This is a genomic window from Anaerozeibacter quisquiliarum, assembly GCF_051162045.1.
GTDB lineage: Bacteria > Bacillota > Clostridia > Christensenellales > Aristaeellaceae > Anaerozeibacter > Anaerozeibacter quisquiliarum.
The window spans coordinates 103,433-125,619 of record NZ_JBISDI010000008.1 but is presented as its reverse complement, the minus strand read 5'-3'; the positions used below and the strand labels follow the sequence as shown (position 1 = coordinate 125,619).

The 22,187-nt window shown below is 64.8% G+C and carries 17 protein-coding genes and 1 tRNA gene; 11 read left to right on the top strand and 7 right to left on the bottom strand.

Annotation, left to right across the window (positions count from 1 at the left end):
* Window positions 1-89: 89 nt before the first annotated feature.
* From ACH6CV_RS05335 to ACH6CV_RS05325, 3 genes are all read right to left on the bottom strand, one after another.
* A tRNA-Lys gene (locus tag ACH6CV_RS05335) sits at window positions 90-165 on the bottom strand.
* Window positions 166-244: 79 nt separating this feature from the next.
* Window positions 245-1,633: a citrate lyase holo-[acyl-carrier protein] synthase gene (gene citX, locus ACH6CV_RS05330; protein ID WP_456357135.1), complete on the bottom strand. Its 1,389-nt coding sequence runs from the start codon at window positions 1,631-1,633 to the stop codon at window positions 245-247.
* A gap of 397 nt (window positions 1,634-2,030) precedes the next feature.
* The gene (locus tag ACH6CV_RS05325; protein WP_456357134.1) at window positions 2,031-3,140 is read right to left on the bottom strand and encodes an Ig-like domain-containing protein; all 1,110 of its coding nucleotides are present in this window, start codon (window positions 3,138-3,140) and stop codon (window positions 2,031-2,033) included.
* A gap of 171 nt (window positions 3,141-3,311) precedes the next feature.
* On the opposite strand from ACH6CV_RS05325, the gene ACH6CV_RS05320 reads away from it, so the two are divergent.
* The gene (locus ACH6CV_RS05320) at window positions 3,312-4,034 is read left to right on the top strand and encodes a LytR/AlgR family response regulator transcription factor (protein ID WP_456357133.1); all 723 of its coding nucleotides are present in this window, start codon (window positions 3,312-3,314) and stop codon (window positions 4,032-4,034) included.
* Window positions 4,034-5,323: a sensor histidine kinase gene (locus ACH6CV_RS05315; RefSeq protein ID WP_456357132.1), complete on the top strand. Its 1,290-nt coding sequence runs from the start codon at window positions 4,034-4,036 to the stop codon at window positions 5,321-5,323. The genes ACH6CV_RS05320 and ACH6CV_RS05315 overlap by 1 nt, the downstream gene beginning before the upstream one ends.
* Window positions 5,324-5,365: 42 nt before the next feature.
* On the opposite strand, the gene ACH6CV_RS05310 is transcribed toward ACH6CV_RS05315, so the two are convergent.
* A complete protein-coding gene (locus ACH6CV_RS05310; RefSeq protein WP_456357131.1) occupies window positions 5,366-6,367 on the bottom strand; it encodes an NAD-dependent epimerase/dehydratase family protein in 1,002 nt (333 codons plus the stop codon).
* Window positions 6,368-7,013: 646 nt separating this feature from the next.
* Here ACH6CV_RS05310 and purE point away from each other — a divergent pair.
* Genes purE through ACH6CV_RS05265 form a run of 9 tightly spaced genes read left to right on the top strand, consistent with a single transcriptional unit; the run spans window position 7,014 to window position 18,098 of the window.
* Window positions 7,014-7,520, top strand: a complete 507-nt coding sequence (purE, locus tag ACH6CV_RS05305) for a 5-(carboxyamino)imidazole ribonucleotide mutase (protein ID WP_456357130.1) — start codon at window positions 7,014-7,016, stop codon at window positions 7,518-7,520.
* On the top strand, window positions 7,513-8,226 hold the full coding sequence (gene purC / locus ACH6CV_RS05300) for a phosphoribosylaminoimidazolesuccinocarboxamide synthase (RefSeq protein ID WP_456357129.1): 714 nt from the start codon (window positions 7,513-7,515) through the stop codon (window positions 8,224-8,226). Before purE ends, purC begins: the two co-directional genes overlap by 8 nt.
* Window position 8,227: 1 nt before the next feature.
* The gene (gene purF / locus ACH6CV_RS05295; protein ID WP_456357128.1) at window positions 8,228-9,652 is read left to right on the top strand and encodes an amidophosphoribosyltransferase; all 1,425 of its coding nucleotides are present in this window, start codon (window positions 8,228-8,230) and stop codon (window positions 9,650-9,652) included.
* Window positions 9,649-10,683: a phosphoribosylformylglycinamidine cyclo-ligase gene (gene purM, locus ACH6CV_RS05290; RefSeq protein WP_456357127.1), complete on the top strand. Its 1,035-nt coding sequence runs from the start codon at window positions 9,649-9,651 to the stop codon at window positions 10,681-10,683. Before purF ends, purM begins: the two co-directional genes overlap by 4 nt.
* Complete coding sequence (gene purN / locus ACH6CV_RS05285) at window positions 10,680-11,273, top strand: phosphoribosylglycinamide formyltransferase (RefSeq protein ID WP_456357126.1); 594 nt, start codon at window positions 10,680-10,682, stop codon at window positions 11,271-11,273. Before purM ends, purN begins: the two co-directional genes overlap by 4 nt.
* The gene (locus tag ACH6CV_RS05280; RefSeq protein WP_456357125.1) at window positions 11,270-11,986 is read left to right on the top strand and encodes an IMP cyclohydrolase; all 717 of its coding nucleotides are present in this window, start codon (window positions 11,270-11,272) and stop codon (window positions 11,984-11,986) included. Before purN ends, ACH6CV_RS05280 begins: the two co-directional genes overlap by 4 nt.
* Window positions 11,968-13,131 (top strand): phosphoribosylaminoimidazolecarboxamide formyltransferase, encoded by a 1,164-nt coding sequence (locus tag ACH6CV_RS05275; protein WP_456357124.1) that lies wholly within the window; start codon window positions 11,968-11,970, stop codon window positions 13,129-13,131. The genes ACH6CV_RS05280 and ACH6CV_RS05275 overlap by 19 nt, the downstream gene beginning before the upstream one ends.
* A gap of 16 nt (window positions 13,132-13,147) precedes the next feature.
* Window positions 13,148-14,416: a phosphoribosylamine--glycine ligase gene (purD, locus tag ACH6CV_RS05270; protein WP_456357123.1), complete on the top strand. Its 1,269-nt coding sequence runs from the start codon at window positions 13,148-13,150 to the stop codon at window positions 14,414-14,416.
* Window position 14,417: 1 nt separating this feature from the next.
* The gene (locus ACH6CV_RS05265; protein WP_456357122.1) at window positions 14,418-18,098 is read left to right on the top strand and encodes a phosphoribosylformylglycinamidine synthase; all 3,681 of its coding nucleotides are present in this window, start codon (window positions 14,418-14,420) and stop codon (window positions 18,096-18,098) included.
* On the opposite strand, the gene ACH6CV_RS05260 is transcribed toward ACH6CV_RS05265, so the two are convergent.
* Genes ACH6CV_RS05260 through ACH6CV_RS05250 form a run of 3 tightly spaced genes read right to left on the bottom strand, consistent with a single transcriptional unit; the run spans window position 18,086 to window position 22,013 of the window.
* Complete coding sequence (locus ACH6CV_RS05260; protein ID WP_456357121.1) at window positions 18,086-19,858, bottom strand: M3 family oligoendopeptidase; 1,773 nt, start codon at window positions 19,856-19,858, stop codon at window positions 18,086-18,088. The genes ACH6CV_RS05265 and ACH6CV_RS05260 overlap by 13 nt on opposite strands.
* Entirely contained in the window at window positions 19,855-21,015 is a 1,161-nt protein-coding gene (locus ACH6CV_RS05255) for a CDP-glycerol glycerophosphotransferase family protein (protein ID WP_456357120.1), read from the bottom strand. Before ACH6CV_RS05255 ends, ACH6CV_RS05260 begins: the two co-directional genes overlap by 4 nt.
* Window positions 21,012-22,013: a ribose-phosphate diphosphokinase gene (locus ACH6CV_RS05250; RefSeq protein WP_456357119.1), complete on the bottom strand. Its 1,002-nt coding sequence runs from the start codon at window positions 22,011-22,013 to the stop codon at window positions 21,012-21,014. The genes ACH6CV_RS05255 and ACH6CV_RS05250 overlap by 4 nt, the downstream gene beginning before the upstream one ends.
* Window positions 22,014-22,187: the final 174 nt, after the last annotated feature.

Below are 22,187 nucleotides of genomic sequence, written 5' to 3'. Positions count from 1 at the left end.
GCTTTTAACTGGCCTGCACGAAACGGGGCCAAGAACCGGCGCGATAACAAAGAAACAGCCCGAAACCTCAATGATTTCGGGCTTTCCTGTGGTACACCATCAGGGACTCGAACCCTGGACACCCTGATTAAGAGTCAGGTGCTCTACCAACTGAGCTAATGGTGCGTATTTCGGGCGATAATCGCCTTGCAACAGTAGATATTATATGGGTTCAGAAACTGGATGTCAATAGAAATATCAAACTTTACGTTCGGGCGGATTCGACATTCGATCCGGCATCGGATTCGGCGAGCGAGGCCAGCATCAGCGTCACGGCCAGCAGGTCGGCCGCGCCGCCGGGGCTTAGGTTGCGGGCGGTGAAGTCTCGGTCGAGCGCGGTCAGGAAAGCCGCGTCGGGGTAGGGGTTGAGTGCGAGCGCTCGGCGGAGCTCGGTTTGCAGGCGCGCGTGCGCCTCGATGCCCGCGCGCGCGATGAGCACCGTGTCCTCGGCGTGCGCGATCAGGTGGATCAGCGCGATTGTGGCCGCGTCGTTCAGGCTTCGCCCGGCCGCGCGAGCCGCGCTGAACGCCGGAAGGCCGAAACTTCGCACGCTGGGGAAGCCGTCGGCCACCTCGCCCCGTACGCCGCGCAGCCCGTGCAGCGCGTACAGCTTCTCACCCGCGGTCGAGGCGGTCTCGGGCGCAATGCGCGTAAGCGTCCGCTCAACCGACGGGCGCGCCATCTCGCCGCACAGCGCACACAGCGCCTCGGGTGTCGGATCGAGGCCGGCGGCCCCGATCCGCCCGAACGCCGCGCACAGGATGCCCAGCGAATAGATCGCGCCCTTGTGGGTGTTGACGCCGCCGGTCGCCTGAAGCATCGCCTCCTCGGCGCGCAGCCCCGGCTCAACCAGCCGATCGAGCAGCGCGTCGGGGGGCGCGCAGGCCTCGCCAACGGACGCCCAACCCTTCAGCGAGCAGTCGCGGAAGTAGGGCGTGAGCGCGGCGGCGCTTTGCATGAAGGTGAAGATGTTCATGTCGCGATGCGTACCGCTGTTCAGCCGATCCACCAGGCCGGGCTTGGGCGCGGCGCACACCTCGAGCAGCAGCGCCCGGGTGGCCAGCTCGGCCGCGCGGTCGGCGGTGCGGCGCGCGAAGTGCGCGTGCAGAATCTTGCGCGTGCGCGCCACAACCGCCTCCAGCCCGTGCGCGCGGGAACGCGCGCAGGCGTGAGCCGGCTCGCCGCACAACAGGCAACGGCGCTCGGGGCTGCCCACCGCGGCGCGCGAGACCTTGTCGCCGCTTGTATCCACCACGTCGATGTCGAACAGCCGCCCCAGCTCGTCGGCTTCCTCGATGCGCAGCGAACAACGCTTGAGCGCGAGCGCGTCGCCCGGCACGACCAACAGCGCCTCGTATCCGGTGACGGCGCGGCATTCCTCGACGCGCAGCGGCACGCACCGTGCCGCAATCAGCCGCAACCCCTCGTCAAAGGCGCGCTCAATCAGCGCGCCGGTCTTGACCGGGCCCGCGATGTTGAGCGTAAAGGAGACCAGCGGATGGCCGTATTGGGCGAGCAGCGCCCGCTGGCGCGCCTCGCGCGCCTCGCGCGCATCGAGTAGTTGCCCAAGGGTCGCCGCCATTTCTCCGTCCATTCCCGCGCCTCCCCGTAGAATAAACCCTTTTGCGTACAGCCCAAAGCCATGGGCAGGAACCCGGTTGGAAGCGGGCTCCGGCCTGCCCTTGTCCGCATCGTAGCGCAAACCGGGCGGCCTGTCAAGGGCCGCTCGCGGCGCTTCTCGCGGATATGTCGAAGAACATGTAATACCAGCCGGAACCGTCAGCGCATCCATCAGGCGGCGCCTCTCCCCTGCCGCACCATGCGTCACCGAACCTCCGGAACCCTTAGCGCCTCTACGCCTGTGCTGCCGCTCTGTTCGTCGGCCGTAGCATTGGCGCAACCCGTCACGTCCGCGCTGCCGCCATACGCACCTTAAGGGGAAGCGCCGCCGCTGATTATGAGGGTGGTGCTTCCTGTTCCATTCCCCTCAATCAATTGGGCGACAGTCCGACGACGCGCCGCGGGCGGTAATTCTCGCGCTTGTACCTATCGGTCGGCACAATCGAGGCGCACAGCGTATTGTGCATGTCGGAGGCGTCGCCGCCGCCCTGCTCCAGGATCATCATGCGGGTGCGCGCGGCGTCGGTGTAGTATAGGAAGAACACCACGTGTCGATTGTAACGCACCAGGATGTCGCAGGGACGCAGCCGGTCGTAACCCGACAAAGTCCGGTACAGTGGGCTGTCGTAAAGGCGGCTCGTGCGGATCCAGGCGTTGCGGTGCGAGCCGCCCCATATGCTCATGCCCACGAACGAGGAGCAGTCGTTGCCCACGTACATGCCGTCGCGGCGCTTGGTCGGGCTGAGCAGATAATACCCCTTGCCGCTGTCGATGTAAAACCCCTGCGCCACCGACTTGACGTGATCGTACGTGCGGTTGATGGAATTTCTGCCCAGGCCGTGCTGAATGTAGGGCAGCCCGTAGTAGACCACGCCGGGCATGAAATCCTTCTGTGTGCCGTAGGCGCGCGTCCAGTAGCGCTGAGTCTTTTGGGTCATCCAGGGAAAGCGGTACATGGCGAACGCGCGGGCGACGATCTGGGCGCGCAGGTCGGCATCGTTTTGCGTGATGTGGCCCGAACGCATCAGCCGGTTGACTTGGCCGAGCGCGCTGCGATATACCGCGTCGATCTTTTGGATATTTTCTTCGATCGCGCCGGGCGCGGTGTTGCGCGCCGGGACAGTTCGCGCCATCTGCTCGTCGGGCACGGTGGGCAGTTCGACGCTCACGCGCAGCGTACGCACCGTGTAGACGCTCGGTCGGCCCTTGGCGCGCGCGCGTATCTTCACCGTACCCGGCGCGAGTGCCACGACGTGCCCGCGCTCGTCCACGGTGGCGAGTTTTTGATCGCTCGAATTCCACACGACGTCGGCGGACGCGCTCACCGGCAGCGGATGGGCAGTCAGGTCCAGGGTTTGGCCTACCAGCAGTCGGTCGTCTTCGGGCAGCAGGATGAGTTTTCGCGGCGGCGCGGCCTGCGCGGCGGTTGAGAGCGCGCACAGCGCGAGCAGCAGGGCGAGCGTCTTCCAGAAGCGCTTCATCGGCAGTCCCCTTTTTCTTTTCTTGAGATGTGGCTACAAACAAGCATAGCAGTTTCTCGCCGTCAAAACCGTTTCCCGCATGAACGGTGGTGTTTTTGGTTGCAGACGGCAAACAAAACAGTGGCATCACAACCGCCGCCTATGGTAAAATCAGGGGGGAGATGATTGGATATGCGCATCGCGGTTTGCGACGACGATATAGAGGAACTGGACAAGCTCTCGAAGTTGTTGAGCGGCTATCGGGAGAAAACAAAGGCCGGCTTCTCTTTCAAAACCTATTCGGATGGCGTCGCGCTGCTGGAGGATGTGCGCAAGGGCAGCTTTGATTTTCTGATCCTGGATGTGCTGATGCCGCTGGTAAACGGGGTGCAGGCGGCGCATGAAATCAGGGCGTTTGACGAGCAGATAAAGATCGCGTTTTTGACCTCGTCGCGGGAATTCGCCGTGGAGAGCTATTCGGTGGAGGCGTTCGCCTACCTTTTGAAGCCCGCCACCGCGGAGAATCTCTATCCCATTTTGGACAAGCTGTTTCGCGCCGCGCAAAAGCCGGAAGAGGGTCTGTCCATCAGGTTTCAAAACGGCGTCGCCAACATTCCGTTTTCCAGGATCGCCTATGTGGAGGTCATGAACAGAACGCTGAACTTCCATTTGACGGACGGCGGCGTAAAGAAGCTGATCGCGCCCCTTTCGGATTATGAAGGAGCGCTCCTGTCAAAGCCGGCATTCATCCGGGTACATCGGGCGTTTATCGTGAACCTTTGGCAGATTGGGGAACTGCGCCCGTCGAACATCCTGACCTACGCGGGCAGCGTCGTTCCGGTTTCGCGACGGCTTTACGCACAAGTGCGCAAGGCCTATATGGATCAATTGTTTTTGGAAAAAGGGGTGAGGTAATGGAGGTCGCCTTGGGCTCGGTCAACTACGCGCTCGTACTGCTGTACGGCGCCTTGCTCGCGGTCGGCTTTGCGGGAGGCTGCGCCTCAAAGACCGAGCGCCGTACAGTGGCGGCGTTGAGCGTTGCGATTCTCTCGGTTCAAATGCTGTGCTACGCGCTTTGGGGCCTTGCGGCGACCAAGAGGCTCTATCCTTTGATCGCCCATCTGCCGCTTTTTCTCGGCTTGGTGTTCGCGCTCAAAAGGCCGTGGGGCGTGGCGCTCGTAAGCGTCTTGACGGCGTATTTTTGCTGCCAGCTGCCGCGATGGTTCGGCACGCTCGCCCTCTACCTGTTTGGCGCGAAACTCGCGTACCAACTGGGCTATACGCTGTCTATCGTCCCCCTGTTCGTCCTTCTGCGTCGTTACTTTGCGGCGGCGGCGTACAGGGCCATGACCTACTCAAGGCGATCCCTGCTGCTGTTCGGCGGCTTGCCCCTGTTCTACTATCTGTTTGATTATTCAACCACCGTATACACAGACGCCCTATATGACGGCATCCACATGGTCAGCGAGTTTTTGCCCGCCGCCATGGCCTTGTTCTTTGTGGCCTTTATCTCCGCCTACCATGACGAGGCGCACAATCGCGGCCAGTTGGAACTCGACAACGCCATACTCGTCGCCCAGTCGCAGCGCGCCCAGAACGAGATATGCGCCTTGCAGCAGGTGCAACGGCAGACGGCGGTCTACCGTCACGATATGCGCCATCACCTGGCCCTCTTGAGCGGCTATCTGGAGGCGGGAGAATGCGCCAAAGCCTGCGAATATATCCGCCAGGCGCAGGCCGACATCGACGGCATCGTACCGATGCGATGCTGCGAAAACAACGCCGTCAATCTGATTTTATCCTCCTTTGCCGCGAAGGCAAGCGCGCGGGGCGTAGCCATAAGCGCGGAAGCGAATGTTCCGGAAACCCTCTCGCTTTCCGATACCGAGCTATGCGCTCTGCTCTCCAACGGCTTGGAAAATGCCGTTGCCGCCGCCGCGCAGGCGGATGCAAACGAGCGGCGGACGGTGCGCGTCAACTGCCAGATTCACAAGGACAATCTGCTGCTCTACATCAGCAATCCCTACCGGGGAACCATCGCAATGCGCAATGGATTGCCGGAAAGCGCCGAGCCGGGGCACGGCTTCGGCGTCAAGAGCATCAAGATGATTGTCGAAAAGCACGACGGCTACTGCGCGTTTGAGGCCGAGGACGGTCAGTTTACCCTGAAGGTGGTGATTCCCCTTGGAACGGGAAGGCAGTGATGCCGCCTGTCCGGGCGAAAATGGCCGATGTTGAGGTTGGTATTAGATGTAGCCATTTTGTTTTAGCCAGTCGTACGTGTCCCGAAGCGTCACGCTCAGCTCTCTTGGTTGATATCCCAACTCTCTTGTGGCTTTTTCGTGGGAAAAATCCGCGTTGCTTTTAAGCGTATACAGCGAGTACGAAGTGAACAACGGCTTGACTTTTCTAATCTTGTAATACAACTCGGCAAGGGGAGCCATCGGCTTGATGAACCAAAGGGGAAGATAGTTTTTCATGGGCTTCCTTCCGGAGATATTGCTTAGCTGATCCAGAATCTCTTTTATGGCTATGTAGCGGGAAGAAAGGATATAGGCTTCTTTGCATCTTCCGTGTTCGACGCACTTCAGGATACCCTGACAAACGTCGCGCACATCAACAAAATCATACCCGCCCGCGATGCCGCCTGTGAGTTTTCCGTTCAGGTAATCCACCAGGAGCCTTGTTGTATGGCCCACCGCATAGTCGCCGGGACCGATGATCCCTGATGGATGGACGATGACTGCGTCAAGGCCGCATTCGCATGAATCGAGAACCATTTGAGATGCTTCTGCCTTTGTCTTTGCGTACAGTCCCACAACATTGTCCGGGTCAAAAGAAGATACTTCCGTGATCGTCTCTCCTTTGCGTTTTTCCGGAAGGGCATGGACGCTGCTGACGTAAACAAGGCGCTCCACCCGGTGCTTAAGGCAAAGATCGACGATGTTTTTTGTACCGTTCACATTCACATCGCGGACGATCTTATCTTCTTTCGAGGCTATCGAAACAATGCCGGCGCAATGGATGACAAAGACGTCGCAGCCCTGCAAACCGTCAAAAAGGCATTCAAGATCCTGTTTGTTCCGAATATCTCCTGTGACAGTCTCGAGCAGTCCCTCGGGAGCGGAGATACAAGCGCGCCCTGCGCGGTCAAATATCCGTACTTTCTTCTTCTCGGACAACAATAGTTGAACGAGATTACTGCCCAAATGCCCATATCCGCCCGTTATCAGGAACACATCATTCATAACGCATATCCCTTTCCGCTAAAATAAAGGCATTGAAATCCCAACCATATTATACACATAATGTACTTTTGCGTATACATCCGCATGGATTATACCACGCTTGCCTTTATCCGTAAAGTTAAGGCCATCAGAGCAAGCGCCTCCGGTTGGTTTGCGCCACGGCCTTTGTCTCGCTTCCAGACCGGCTCAGGGCGTATATGCCGGGCGCAAGCACCGAAACCTCCGCTCATGGAGTCGCTCAAGCCGGTTGCGCCTGAATAAGCCTCCATGATCGGGGTATCCTGCGTAATGCCGGGACGCCGGCCGGGAGCAAGAGAAAAAGGAACCGCGCCGCGCCTTTATGGACGAGGGTGACCCCGGCCTGCCGGAACCATGGGCCTATCCATCAGGCGGCGTCTTTCCCCCCTGTCGCACCGTGCGGTACCGAACAGCCGAGCGGCGCTAAGGGTTCCCCTCGGCTAAGCCTGAGAGCCTCGACCCAGCGCCTGCGTTTTCAGGCTGCGCCGGGACGGCTATGCACACGCGCAATCCCGCACATATTACATACGTTTAACGGAGGGGGTTCTGGCGCTCTCCGCCTTTTGTGGTATAATTACGATTGTTTCCTTGGTTTTCGTATTTAATGTTCGTGTTTTGAGGTGCGACAATGAAGAAGGTAGCCATCGTCATGGGCAGCGACAGCGACCTCGCGGTCATGCAGGGCTCGATGGATGCGTTGAGCCGTCTGCAAATTCCCTATGAAGTCCGCGTCCTATCGGCGCACAGAACGCCCGCGCTTGCGCAGCAATTTGCCCGCGAAGCGCGGGCGCATGATTTTGGCGCGATCATCTGCGCGGCGGGCAAGGCGGCGCACCTCGCGGGCGCGTTTGCGGCCAACACCACCTTGCCGGTGATCGGGGTGCCGATCAGCGCGTCGTTCGAGGGTTTGGACGCGCTGCTGTCCACGGTGCAGATGCCGCCGGGGGTGCCGGTGGCGACGGTCGCGGTCGACGGGGCTCGCAACGCGGCGCTGCTGGCGGCCGAAATCCTCGCGGTTGCAGACGAAGCGCTCGCGCGCAAGCTCGACGCGGAGCGGGACGAGATGGCCCGACAGGTCATGGAGAAGGACAGCGCCATTCGGCAGCGGTTCATCGGAGGGAAGCAAGATGATTGAAAAGCAAGCGCAGCTCTACGAGGGCAAGGCCAAGAAGGTGTACGCGACCTGCGATCCCGACCTGTGCATCGTGTCCTACAAGGACGATGCCACGGCGTTCAACGGCCTGAAGAGGGGCACGATTCTGGGCAAGGGCGCGATCAACAACCGCGTCTCCAACCACCTGATGCGGCTGCTCGAGGCAAAGGGCGTGCCCACCCATCTCGTGGAAGAACTGAACGAGCGGGAGACGCTGGTCAGGAAGGTCAGGATCGTGCCGCTCGAGGTCATCGTGCGCAACATCGCGGCGGGCTCGCTATCCAAGCGCCTGGGCCTTGACGAGGGCGTGAAGCTGAAGCGCACGGTGCTTGAGTTCTGCTACAAAAACGACGCGCTGGGCGATCCGCTGGTGAACGAGTACCACATCCTGGCGCTTGATCTGGCGACGGAGGAGGAACTGGGCACCATCAGCGCCTACGCGCTCAAGGTGGACGAAATCCTCTCGGAATATCTGCGGGATCTGAACATCGAGTTGATCGACTTCAAGCTGGAGTTTGGAAAGACCCCGGATGGCACGATCGTGCTGGCCGACGAGATCTCGCCGGACACCTGCCGCTTCTGGGACAGCCGCACGCGGGAAAAGCTGGACAAGGATCGCTTCCGCCGCGACCTGGGCGACGTCGAGGGCGCGTACCAAGAGATCATGAAGCGCCTGCTGGGGGCGTGACATGGCAAAGATTCACGATGAATGCGGCGTGTTCGGCATGTACAGCCCGGACGGCCGCGACGTGGTGGGCGCGTCCTACTACGCGCTCTACGCGCTGCAGCACCGGGGCCAGGAGAGCTGCGGCATCGCGCTGAACGACCGGGGCGTAATCACCTGCCACAAGGACGCGGGGCTGGTCAGCGAGGTCATGACCGAGGGGGCGCTGCGCGGGATGGGCCTGGGCACGATGGTGGTGGGCCACGTGCGCTACGCCACGACGGGCGCGGACGCCCGCAAGAACGCGCAGCCGCTCGTGGTCAACCACGTGAAGGGGCAGATGGCGCTGGCCCACAACGGCGCGCTCAGCAACGCCGCCGAATTGCGCGAGGCGCTGGAACTGCGCGGTTCGATCTTCCACACGAGCTCCGACACCGAGGTCATCTCCTACGTAATCACCCAGGCGCGCCTGGAGGCCCCGTCGATCGAGGAAGCAATCGCCGCCGCGATGGGGCGGCTTGCGGGCGCGTATTCGCTCGTGGTCATGTCGCCCACGAAGCTGATGGCGGTGCGCGACCCGCACGGCTTCCGCCCGCTGTGCATCGGCAGGCTCGGCGAGAGCACCGTGTTCGCGTCGGAGTCCTGCGCGCTCGACGCCATCGGCGCGCGCTTCGTGCGGGACGTCGAGCCCGGCGAGATCGTGGTCGTGGACAAGTCCGGCATGCACAGCCTGACCGCCCATATGCACAGCGCACCCAAGACCACCTGCGTGTTCGAGTACATCTACTTCGCGCGGCCCGATTCGGTGATCGACCGCTCGAGCGTGCACACGGCGCGGCTGCGCGCGGGCGCGTTCCTGGCGCTCGAGCACCCGGTGCAGGCCGACGTGGTGGTGGGCGTGCCCGACAGCGGCATCGACGCCGCCGTCGGCTACGCGCGCCAGTCAGGCATCCCCTACGGCATCGGCTTCATCAAGAACAAGTACGTCGCCCGCACGTTCATCGAGCCCTGCCAGGCCGACCGGGAGAACAAGGTGCGCATCAAGCTGAACCCTGTGGCCGCTACGGTCGCGGGCAAGCGCGTGGTGTTGGTCGACGATTCGATCGTGCGCGGCACCACCAGCGCCCGAATCGTGGGGCTGCTCCGGGACGCGGGCGCGGTGGAGGTTCACATGCGGGTGTCCGCGCCGCCTTTTTTGCACCCCTGCTACTTCGGCACCGACATCGACTCGCGCGACAAGCTGATCGCCTGCCGGTACTCGGTGGACGAAATCCGCGCGATCCTCGGCGCGGATTCGCTGGGGTACCTGTCGGTGAACAGCGTAAACCTGCTGGCCGACAACACACAGGGCTTCTGCAACGCCTGCTTCACCGGCGACTACCCCTGCGAGCCGCCTTCGACGCCGTCAAAATCCCGATTCGACGTAAAGCTTCCGGAGGACGCGTTATGAGGAGTTTCAGCGAAAGCTACAGGCAGGCCGGCGTGGACATTGAAGCCGGGTACCGTGCGGTGGAGTTGATGAAGGCCCACATCGCGCGCACCGTTGTCCCCGGTTGCCTGAGCGGCATCGGCGATTTCGGCGGGATGTTTGAACTGGATGTGACCGGCATCGCCCGTCCGGTCCTGGTCGGCGGCACCGACGGCGTGGGCACCAAGCTCAAGATTGCGTTCCTGATGGACAAGCACGACACCGTCGGCATCGACTGTGTGGCCATGTGCGTCAACGACGTGATCTGCTGCGGCGCGAAGCCGCTGTTGTTCCTCGACTACGTCGCCTGCGGCAGGAACGTGCCCGAACGGATTGCCGCGATCGTCGCGGGCGTCGCCGAGGGCTGCGTGCAGGCGGGCTGCGCGCTGGTGGGCGGCGAGACCGCCGAAATGCCCGGATTCTACCCCGAGGACGAGTACGACCTGGCGGGCTTCTCGGTCGGCGTCGTGGACAAGGCCCGCATCTTCGACAAGTCCTCCGTCCGGCCGGGCGACGCGCTGATCGCGCTGCCGTCCTCCGGCGTGCACTCCAACGGCTTTTCGCTGGTGCGCAAGGCGCTGGACATCGAAGCGAAGGGCGTGGAGGGGTACAGCGAAGAGCTGGGCATGACGCTGGGCGAAGCGCTTTTGTCCCCCACGCGCATCTATGTCAAGCCGCTCCTGGCGCTGTCTGACTCTCTCACGGTGAAATCCGCCTCCCACATCACCGGCGGCGGCTTCTTCGAGAACATCCCGCGCGCGCTGCCGCGGGGGATGACCGCGGTGATCGAGCGCTCGGCCGTACGACCGCAGCCGATCTTCTCCGTGGTCCAAGGCGCGGGGAACATCTCGGAGCGCGACATGTTCAACACCTTCAACATGGGCGTCGGCATGGTGCTGACCGTCGCCGCCGAGGACGCGGGCCGCGCGCTGGCCATCCTGCGCGACTTGGGCGAGGCCGCTTTCGCGCTGGGCGAGGTCGCCGCGGGCGAGGAAGGCGTGCTGCTGCGATGAAGGCGCGGGTGGCGGTATTGGTGTCGGGCGGCGGCACCAACCTGCAGGCGCTGATCGACGCGCAAGCCTCGGGCATCCTGCAAAGCGGCGAAATCGCGTTGGTCATATCCAGCCGCGCGGACGCCTACGCGCTCACGCGCGCCCGGCATGCCGGGATCGAGGCGCTGACCGTCACGCGGGCCGACGGCGAACAGGCGCTCGTCATCGCGCTGGACGAGCGCGGGATCGACCTGGTCGTGCTGGCCGGCTACCTGACCATACTGGGCGCAGAGTTGGTGAGGCGGTACGAGAACCGCATCGTCAACGTGCACCCGTCGCTGATCCCCGCGTTCTCGGGCAAGGGGTACTACGGTCTCAAGCCCCACGAGGAAGCGCTCAAGCGCGGCGTCAAGCTCACCGGCGCGACGGTGCACCTGGTCAATGAAGTCCCGGACGGCGGGGCGATCCTCGCCCAGAAGGCGGTGGACGTGCTGCCCGGCGACACCCCGGAAATGCTCCAAAGGCGCGTGATGACCGAGGCCGAGTGGGTGCTGCTGCCCCGTGCGGTCGAGGCATTGTGCCTGGGGATTGTGAAGGAGAAGCTGCCATGAACCTGACCGATTTGCACGCGCTCAGCGCCTATCCGGGCCGGGGCATCCTGCTGGGAGCCGCGCCCGACGGCCGCGCGCTGATCGCCTACTTCCTGATGGGCCGCAGCCTAAATAGCCGCAACCGGGTGCTCGCGCCGGACGCGGCGGGCTTGCGCGCGCAGGCGTTCGACCCTGCGAAGGTCGAGGATCCGTCGCTGATTATCTACGCCCCGTTGCGCGTGCTGGGAAACCGAATCATCGTCAGCAACGGCGACCAGACCGACACGATCCGGGATTTCCTGATGCGCGGCGAGACCTTTGAGGCGGCGCTCGACAGCCGCGAATACGAGCCGGACGCGCCCAACTACACGCCCCGCATCAGCGGCCTTATGACGTTTGAAAGCGGCGGCTTCTCCTACCAACTCAGCATCGTAAAGCGCGGCGCGGGCTGCGAGCGCTTTTTCTTCCGCTATGAAGCGCCGAAGCCGGGCCTTATGCACCTGATCCACACCTATCGCCCCGGCGCTGACCCGCTAAAGCCGTTCGAGGGCGAGCCGGCGCCCCTGGAAACCGACCTCGAACCCGCGGCGTTCGCCCGCGCGCTCTGGAATGCGCTCGACCCGGACAACAAGGTGGCGCTGTTCGTGCGCGCGGTCGATCCTGTGGCCATGGCGTTCGAGGATCACATCATCAACCGCCTGGAGGAGGAAGCGTCATGCAGTCGATCGAGTTGAAATACGGCCTGAACCCCAACCAGCGGCCCGCGCGGATTTCCCTGCCCTCGGGCGAGCTGCCGGTGAAGGTGCTTTGCGGACGGCCCGGCTACATCAATTTCCTGGACGCGCTGAACGGCTGGCAGTTGGTTCGGGAACTCAAGGAGGCCACCGGGCTGCCCGCGGCCGCGTCGTTCAAGCACGTCAGCCCCGCGGGGGCGGCGGTGGGCGTTGAGCTTGCGCCCGAATTGTACAAGGGCTTCTTCCTGAAGGACGAGCCGCTGTCCCCGCTCGCCGCCGCCTACGCCCGCGCGCGGGGCGCGGACCGCATGTCGTCGTTCGGCGACTTCGTCGCGCTGTCGGATGTTTGCGACCTGTCCACCGCGCGGCTGATCGCCCGCGAGGTGTCCGACGGCGTCATCGCGCCGGGCTACGCGCCGGAGGCGCTCGAAATCCTCGCAAACAAGCGCAAGGGCGCGTACAACATCGTCGAGATCGACCCCGATTACCGGCCGCACGCCGCCGACATCCGCACGGTATTCGGCATCACCTTCGAACAGGGCCGCAACGACGCGAAGATCGACGCGACGCTGCTTCAAAACGTAGTCACGCGGGCCAAGGACATCCCCGACAGCGCGGCGCGCGACCTGATCGTGGCCATGATCGCGCTCAAGTATACCCAGTCGAACTCCGTGGTCTACGCCGAGCACGGCCAGACCATCGGCGTGGGCGCGGGGCAGCAGTCGCGCATCCACTGCACGCGGCTGGCGGGCGACAAGGCCGACCAGTTCCATTTGAGGCTGCACCCGAAGGCGCTGAACCTCCCCTTTGTGGACGGGCTGGGCCGCCCGGAGCGGGACAACTGCGTGGACGGGTACCTCTCAAATTCGCCCGAAATCTTTGAGGGCTGGCGGGCGTTCTTCCTCGAAAGGCCCGAGAGGATCGGCCCCGACGAACGGCGCGAATGGCTCGCACGCTTTAACGGCGTGTCGCTCGCCAGCGACGCGTTCTTCCCGTTCGGCGACAATGTGGAGCGCGCGCGCTTGAGCGGCGTTCACTACATCGCGCAGCCGGGCGGCTCGATCCGCGACGCCCACGTGATCGCGGCCTGTGACCGATACGGGATCGCGATGGCCTTCACGGGACTGAGGCTGTTCCATCACTGAACGAGAGGGAAATGACATGAATGTCATGATCGTGGGCGGGGGCGGGCGCGAGCATGCGCTGGCCGTCAAGATCGCGGAGAACAAACGGGTGAGGGCGCTCTACGCGCTGCCGGGCAACGCGGGCATCGCGCAGGTGGCGAAGTGCGTGCCCATCGCCGCCACCGACATAGAAGGACTCGTCCGGTTCGCAAAGGAACACCGGATCGACTTCGCGGTGGTCGCGCCCGACGACCCGCTGGCGCTGGGTGCGGTGGATCGGCTGCACGAGGCGGGCATCCGCTGCTTCGGGCCGACGAAGGCCGCCGCCATGATCGAGAGCAGCAAGATCTATGCGAAGGATTTGATGCGCCGGTACGCAGTTCCGACCGCCGCCTACCGGACATTTGACGGCGAGGCCGAGGCGATTGCCTACCTCGCGGACGTAAGCTTCCCGCGGGTGGTCAAGGCGGACGGACTGGCGCTGGGCAAGGGCGTGGTGATCGCGCGGGATTTCGGGGAAGCGCGCGAGGCCGTGCACGCCATGATGGCCGAGGGCGCGTTCGGCGAGGGCGGGCGGCGCGTGGTGATCGAGGAATGCCTCGAAGGGCCGGAGGTCACGGTGCTGGCGTTCACCGACGGGCACACACTGCGCCCGATGATCTCGTCGATGGATCACAAGCGCGCCTTCGACGGCGACCGGGGCCCCAACACCGGCGGCATGGGCGTGATCGCGCCGAGCCCCTTCTACACGCCGGAAGTCGCGCAGCGCGCCATGCGGGAGATCTTCCTGCCCACGGTAGAGGCCATGCGCAAGGAGGGCCGCCCGTTCAAGGGCTGCCTGTATTTCGGGCTGATGCTGACGGCGGACGGCCCGAAGGTGATCGAGTACAACGCCCGCTTCGGCGACCCCGAGGCGCAGGCGGTGCTGTCGCTGCTCGAAAGCGACCTGCTGGACATCCTGATCTCGGTCGAGGATGAGCGCCTGGCCGAGGCGGACGTGCGCTTCCGGGACGGGGCCAGTTGCGTGGTCGTCGTCGCCTCGGGCGGGTATCCGGGGCCGTATGAGAAGGGACTGCCCGTCTGCTTGAACGGCGCGGACGGACTCGCGCGCGCATTCCACAGCGGCACGGCGCTAAAGGGCGGCGCGCTGGTCACGAACGGCGGCCGTGTGCTGGGCATGACGGCCGCGGCGGACGACCTCGCAACCGCCGTAGAGCGCGCGACGGAAGCGGCCGCGCGCGTGCGGTTCGAGGGCGCGTTCTTCCGCCGGGACATCGGCCGGCGCGCGCTGGAGAGGAGAGAGTAGCATGGTCTACCGGGTATATGTGGAAAAGCGATCGGGGTTCGACGTGGAGGCGCAGGCGCTGGGGCGCGACTTGACCGCGTTTCTCAAGATCGAAGGGCTTGAAAACCTGCGCCTGCTGAACCGCTACGACGTCGAGGGCGTCGATGGGGCGCTGTTTGACGAAAGCGTCCGGACGATCCTTTCCGAGCCCCAGCTCGACGAGGTGTATTTTGACCTCCCACGGGACGGCGGCGCGGCCTTCGCGGTCGAGTACCTGCCGGGCCAGTTCGATCAGCGCGCCGACTCCGCCGCCCAGTGCATTGGGCTTGCGTCCCAGCGCGAAAAGCCGCTGGTGCGCACCGCGCGGGTGTACCTGCTGCGGGGCAAACTCTCGGAAGAGGCGATCGCCCAGATAAAGCAGTACGTAATCAATCCGGTGGAGAGCCGCGAGGCATCGCTCGAGCCGATGGCGACGCTCGCCATGCCCACGGAGGCTCCGGGGCGGGTGAGGGTGCTCGAGGGCTTCCGCGCGCTCGATGAGGCGGGCCGCGCCGCGCTGAGATCGGAGCTTTCGCTGGCGATGGACGCGGCGGATCTTACGTTCTGCCAGCGGTATTTCCGGGACGAGCGGCGCGACCCGACGCTGACCGAGCTGCGCGTGATCGACACCTACTGGTCCGACCACTGCCGCCACACGACCTTCCTGACCCATCTGACCGAGGTCTCGTTTGACGACCCGGACGCGGAGGCGGCGTACCGAAGCTACCTCGCCGCCCGTGTGGAGCTCGGGCGCGGGGACAGGCCGGTTACCTTGATGGACATCGCCACCATCGGCGCGCGGGTGCTCAAGGCCAGGGGCGTGCTCACCGACCTCGACGAATCCGACGAGATCAATGCCTGCACGGTCAAAATCAGCGTGGACGTGGACGGCGTGAAGCAGCCGTGGCTGCTGCTGTTCAAGAACGAGACCCACAACCACCCCACCGAGATCGAGCCGTTCGGCGGCGCGGCCACCTGCATCGGCGGCGCGATCCGCGACCCGCTGTCCGGGCGCGGCTACGTGTATCAGGCGATGCGCGTGACCGGCGCGGCCGATCCCACCGCCCCGATCGAGCGGACGATGCCGGGCAAGCTGCCGCAAAAGAAACTCACGACCACGGCGGCGGCGGGCTACGCATCCTACGGCAACCAGATCGGGCTGGCCACGGGGCTCGTGGACGAAATCTACCATCCCGGCTACGCCGCCAAGCGCATGGAGATCGGCGCGGTGGTGGGCGCGGCCCCGGCCGATCACGTGCGGCGCGAGGTACCCGCGCCGGGCGACGTGGTGGTGCTGCTCGGCGGGCGCACCGGGCGCGACGGCTGCGGCGGGGCCACCGGCTCCTCGAAGGCCCACGACGCGCGCTCGCTCGAGCAGTGCGGCGCCGAGGTGCAGAAGGGCAACGCGCCCGAGGAGCGCAAGCTGCAACGGCTGTTCCGGGACGCGCGCGCGGCCCGGCTGATTAAGCGCTGCAACGACTTCGGCGCGGGCGGCGTGTCGGTGGCGATCGGCGAGCTGGCGGACGGCCTTGTGATCGACCTTGACGCCGTGCCCAAGAAATACGAGGGGTTGGACGGCACGGAGTTGGCCATCTCGGAGTCGCAGGAGCGCATGGCGGTGGTGCTCGCGCCCAGAGACGTGTCCGCGTTCATGGCGCTGGCCGACGCCGAGAACCTGGAGGCGACCGCCGTCGCCCGCGTCACCGCGGATAAGCGCATGGTGATGACCTGGAACGGCGAGACCATTGTGGACTTGTCGCGGGCGTTCCTCAATTCCAACGGCGCGTCCCGATCGGCGCGCGCACGCGTGTCCGCGCCGGAGAAAGCCGTTTTGACGCCTGCGCAGGGCTTCGAGGCCAGGCTGTTCGATGCGGTCGCCGACCTCAACACTTGCTCGAAGCGCGGCCTCGCCGAGCGGTTTGACGCCACGGTCGGCGCGGGCACGGTGCTGATGCCCTTCGGCGGCGTCCGGCAGCGCACCCCGGCGCAAGCGATGGCGGCGCTGATTCCGGCGGCGAGCGGGCATACGCAAACCTGCTCGGTGATGGCTTGGGGCGGCAACCCCCTGGAAACAGAAAAAAGCCCCTTCCGGGGCGCATATCGGGCGGTGGTGGAGTCGATCGCAAGGCTCGTCGCCGTCGGCGGGGATTGGCGAGGCGCGCACCTGACCTTCCAGGAGTACTTTGAGAAGATGACCGGCGACGCGCGCCGCTGGGGCAAGCCGCTGGGGGCGCTGCTCGGCGCGCTCGCGGCGCAGCTGGACCTGGGGGTGGCGGCGGTGGGGGGCAAGGATTCGATGAGCGGCTCGTTCGAAGATCTGGACGTGCCGCCGACGCTGATCTCCTTCGCGGTGGGCCTCGCCGACGCGTCCCGCGTGATCTCGCCCGAATTCAAGCGCGCGCGCGCGCGGGTTCGGCTGATCGCGCCCGAATGCCGGGCGAACGGCCTGCCCGACCCCGAGGCGCTAAGGGCGGTGTTTGACCGCGCACAGGCCATGATCCGGGCGGGCGAAATCGCCTCCGCGATGGTGCCGGGCTTCGGCGGCGTTGCCGCCGCGGTGTTCAAGATGTGCCTGGGCAATGGGGTCGGCTTCAACTTCGCGCCGGGATTTGATTTGAACAGGGCCTTCGAGGCCCCGCCCGGCGCCTTCGTCGCGGAGCTTACAGACGGCGCGCCGGAAATCGGCGAGCCGCTGGGGGAAACCGTCACCGCCTATGCGCTGAACGGCATTCCGATCCCCGCGCTGGAAGCTCGGTACGACGGGACGCTCGAGGGCGTGTTCCCTTCGGGGAGCGCGGGCGGGGCGGCGGTCGAGGTGTTCAGCCATGAGGCGGCGGAGCGCGTGAAGCCCCGCGCGAAGATCGCAAAACCCCGGGTGCTGATCCCGGTGTTCCCGGGCACCAACTGCGAGTACGACTCCGCGCGCGCGTTCGAGGCGGCGGGGGCCGAAGCGCGGGTATTCGTGGTGCGCAACCTGTCGGCTGCGGCGGTGGCGGAATCGGCAAGGCAATTCGCCGGCGAGATCGGCGCAAGCCAAATCGTGTTCATCCCCGGCGGCTTCTCCGGGGGCGACGAGCCGGACGGCTCCGGCAAGTTCATCACCGCCCTCTTGCGCAACCCGCGCGTCCGGGATCGGTTGATGGAGCTGCTGGGCGCGCGGGACGGGCTGGTCGGCGGCGTGTGCAACGGCTTCCAGGCGCTGGTCAAGCTGGGGCTCGTGCCCTTCGGCGAGGTTCGTGACGCGGTCAGGTCCAGCCCGACCCTGACCTTCAACCAAATCGGGCGGCATCAGTCGCGGCTCGTCCGGGTGCGCGTGGCCTCCAACATGTCGCCCTGGCTGATGCACGAGCCGGTCGGCGCCACGCGCATGGCGCCCGTCTCCCACGGCGAGGGGCGCTTCATCATCGAGCCGGAGCTGCTGCGGTCGCTGTGCGCGAACGGCCAGATCGCGACGCAGTACTGCGACGAAGCGGGCGCGCCCTCGATGGACATCGCCATCAATCCCAACGGCTCGACGGCCGCCGTGGAAGGCATTACCTCCCCCGACGGCCGCGTGTTCGGCCGCATGGCTCACTTCGAGCGCAGCGGCCCCTGGCTCTACCGAAACGTGCCCGGTGACAAGGCAAACACCATGTTCCGCGGCGCGGTCGACTACTTCGCGTAATCCCCGAGCAACGCCTCGAACCGGCCGACCGATTCGCCGATCAGGCCGAGCGCGCCGCGCCAGAACGCGCGATCCTCGATGTCGATGCCCATACCGCGCGCCACATCGGCCGCGTCCGACAGCGTCGTGCGGCGCAGCAGCTCCTCGTAGCGCTCCGCCGCGCCGTTCGGCTCCGCGCTGAGCACACGGTAGAGGCCCTTGCCGAACAGCAGCCCGAACGCGTACGGGAAGTTGTAGAAGTGCAGGCCGGGGCCGTAGTAGTGGCCCTTGCAGGCCCACATGTAGGGGTGCATTACCTTATCGTCGAGCCCGTCTGAGTACGCGCGGCGCTGGGCGTCCAGCATCATGCGCTGAAAATCCTTCGAGGTCAGCGAGCGCTGCTTGCGCGCCTCGATCACGTCCGTCTCGAAGTAGTACCGCGACAGGATGTCCACCACCGTCTGTGTGGCCTCGGTCAGTTCCTGATCGATGAGCATCAGCTGCTCGGGCGGCGTCGCCCGCGCAAGCAGCCGCTCGGTCAGCAGCGTCTCATTGAAGATCGAGGCCGTCTCCGCCAGCGTCATCGGCGCGTCGCTGTTCAGGATGCTGTTCTTGTACAGCTGCTGGTTATGGTAGGCATGGCCGAGTTCGTGCGCCAGCGTGCTCACCGCGTTCATCGAGCCGTCGAAATTGGTCAGCACGTAGCTGATCCCCAGCGCGTACGCATCCGAGCAGAACGCGCCGCCCTGCTTGCCCGCGCGCGGGTAGGCGTCGATCCACCTTTCCTCGAACGCGCGCTCAATCAGCGCGCCCAGCCGCGGGCTGAACGCGCCCAGCGCCTCGGTCAGCAGCGCGCGCGCCTCGTCCAGCGTATAGCCCTCGCCCGCCGCGCCCAGCGGCGCGAACAGGTCGTAGAAGGGGAGCCCGCCCGCATGGCCCAGGTGCCGGGCCTTGGCGCGCAGATACCGCCGGAACATCGGCAGCGCCTCCTCGATCGCGCCCAGCATCGCGTCCAGCGCCTTGCGCGAGATGTGCGCCTGCTCGAGCGTCTCGTCGAGTACGCTTGCGTAATGCTTCATGTCCATCAGCGTCAGCGCCTCGCCCTTGATGGCGCTCAGGCAGGCCGCCATCGGCGTTTCGATCGCCTTGTAGCCGGCCATTTCGGCCTCGTAGGCCGCCTTGCGCACCTCGGCCTCGCGCGCGTAGGCCTTGAGCCGTACCTCCGAGAGCGTCAGTGTCTGCGTTTCGCCGCCCAGCCGGTATTCGACCGTATGCCCGGCGTCCAGCATGTCGCGCAGCTTCTCCCACGCGTGACCGCCGGTCAGCTGCATTTGAAGCACCGCGGGCTCGATCGCCTCGGGCAGCGTGTGGCGCGCGCGCTCCTCTAATTGGTGCAGCAGGTAGTCGTGCTCGATCAGCAGCGCGTCCGTCGCGATCACCGACGGCAAATCGTCTATCCCGCCCACGTAGCGCGCCCAGGCGCTTAAGATCTGCTCGGCGCGCACGGCGGCGCGCCGGAGGCGGTCGTACCAGCTCTGCGCCGGTTCGTTGTCGGCGTCGGCCGCCAGCGTCAGGAACACATACTGCCCCGCGCGGTTCAGCTTCGCGGCCAGTTGGGTCTCCAGGCGGATGACGGAGGTCAGCACACCCCGCTCGTCCGCGTGGTCGGCGCGCGCGAGCAGCGCTTCGAGTTCGCCCGACAACCGGTCGGCCTCGGCAAAATCGGCCTCCAGCGCCGGGTCGTCAAAGTCCAGGTAGAGTTTGGTCAAGTCCCAGTTCATATGGATGCTCCTTTACTCAATATCCACTCGGCCACGCGTTTGGCGGCTTCGCCGGTTTCGTCGATGCCGAAGAATTGTTCGATCGCGCGGGCGTTTTCCCGCGCGCCGTCCTCGTCGATGCTCAGCAGGATATCCTCCAGCTCTGCCTGCGAGCGCGCGGCGTGGAACGGCGAATCCTCCATTTTGAAGCACAGCGCGCGGTCGCGCGCCCGATATTCGTCGATGTCGGGCTGGAACAGCACGACCGGCCGGCCGGTCAGCGGGAAGTCGCAGGCGCTCGACGAGTAGTCGGTCAGCAGCAGATCGCAGATCTGAAGCAGGTCGCGCATGTCCTCGTAGCCGCTCAGGTCGAGGATGCGCGCGTCCGCGGCATAGCCACCGAGGCCGCTCACCGTCGAGTGCGCGCGCACGATCAGGCGCCAGCTAAGCCCGTCTCTTTGCTCAAGCAGGTCGAGCAGCCGCTTGAAGTCGAGCGCCTGCACGTCCTGCCGGCGCTGTGTGTGCGCCAGATGTTCGCGCATCGTGGGCGCGTACATCGCGACGCGCTCGTCTTCGCCGATGCCCACCGCGCGCCGGATCCGCGCGGCCTCCTGATCGTCCAAGTGGATCAGCGCGTCGTTGCGCGGCGAGCCGACGCGCAAAAGCTCCCCCTTGTACCCGAACATGTCCCGGAAGATGGTCTCGCCCTGATCCGAGCCCACCACGCCCAGATCCATCACATCGAGGTCGGGGATGCCGCGCTTGCCCGATTCGTGCAGCACCACCTTGAACGTGCGGTCGCCGTGCCAGGTCTGCACATAGCATTGCCCGCGGCGCTTGACTAAGTAGGGCGGCATCAGGTGATTGAGCACCCAGCAGGAGGCGGTGGCCATGTGGTAGACGGCGCGCAAGGAGTGCGCGCGCACCGGAATCACGTTTTGCGGCATGTCGGGGCGCGGCTTGTTCAAATCGGTGAACAGCCAGACCGGCCGGGCCTGCGGGTCAAGCGCGCTCATCGCCTCGCTCACCGCGCGCGGATTGTCGGAGTAGGCGTGCCCGCCGAAGCTCATGTACACCGTCTTGTGCCGATCAAGCGGCAGCAGCGCCCCCGCCGCGCGCATCATGGCGCGGTAGAGGGCGCTGCGCAGAGCGATCAGCCGTCTCTTGAGGGACTTCATCCGATCTTGGCCAGTTCGATGCCGGCGTTCACGATGTGATCGGGCAGTTGGGTGAACATGTCGTTGATCGATTGAATGTTGTAGTAGCGGATGATGGTCTCGGCAAACATGGGCGCGACCGACACCATCTGGAACTTGTCCTGACCCACGATGTTGGGGTTGAAAATGGTATCGGTGGACAGCACGGTGTCGATCGGACTCTGGTTAATCAGCTCAACGCCCTGCTTGGACACGATGTTATGGCTGAGCATCGCGCGGATCTTCTTCGCACCCTTGCCCTTGAGCGCGTGCGCCACGTTGACCAGCGTGCCGCCGGATGTGGTGAAGTCGTCCACGATCAGGCAGTCCTTGCCCTGAACGTCGCCGAGGATTTCCAGCACCTGCGCGTTTTCGGAATGATCGGTGCGCTGCTTGTCGCCGATGGCGATCGGCATATCCAGCCACGCGCCGAATTTGCGCGCCTGCTTGGCGAAGCCGGCGTCGGGCGACACCACGACGCAGTTGGAGAGGTCGTAGGACTTGCGCGCCGTCTCGCACAGCATGGGCATGGCGTACAGGTGATCCATCGGGCGCTTGAAGAAGCCCTGCACCTGCGGCGAGTGAAGATCCATTGTGATGAAGCGGTCGCAGCCGGACAGCTCCATCGACTCCGCGCACACGCGCGCGCGGATCGACACGCGCGGCTCGTCTTTCTTATCGCCCTTGGCATAGCCGAAGTAGGGCATCACCAGCGTGACCGACAGGGCGTTTGAGCGCTTGAGAGCGTCCACAAAAAACAGGATCTCCACGAACTCGTCGTTGGGGTTGGTGCCGATTGGCTGCACAAAGTACACGTTACGGTCGCGCACCGACTCGTTGATGCGCACGAACGTGTTGCCGTCCGAAAACCGGATCACCTGCGACGAGCCGAGCTTCCTGCCCATGTACCTGCACATGCGCTCCGCAAATGCGTAGCCGCCGCTGCCCGCGAACACCGCAATGTTCGAATCCTGGAACAACCGAACCCACACTCCTTCCAAATGGCCGCAGTATCGATGGTATTTTGACCCCAGAGAGATCACTTACCCCCGGGGGAGGTTTGGAGGGCCGGCGCCCTCCCTTTCTTGCCCACTGGGCGCTGTCGGGCGCGCCCCGACGGGGAATTGATTCCGGCAGCCGGATTGCGCCCGGAA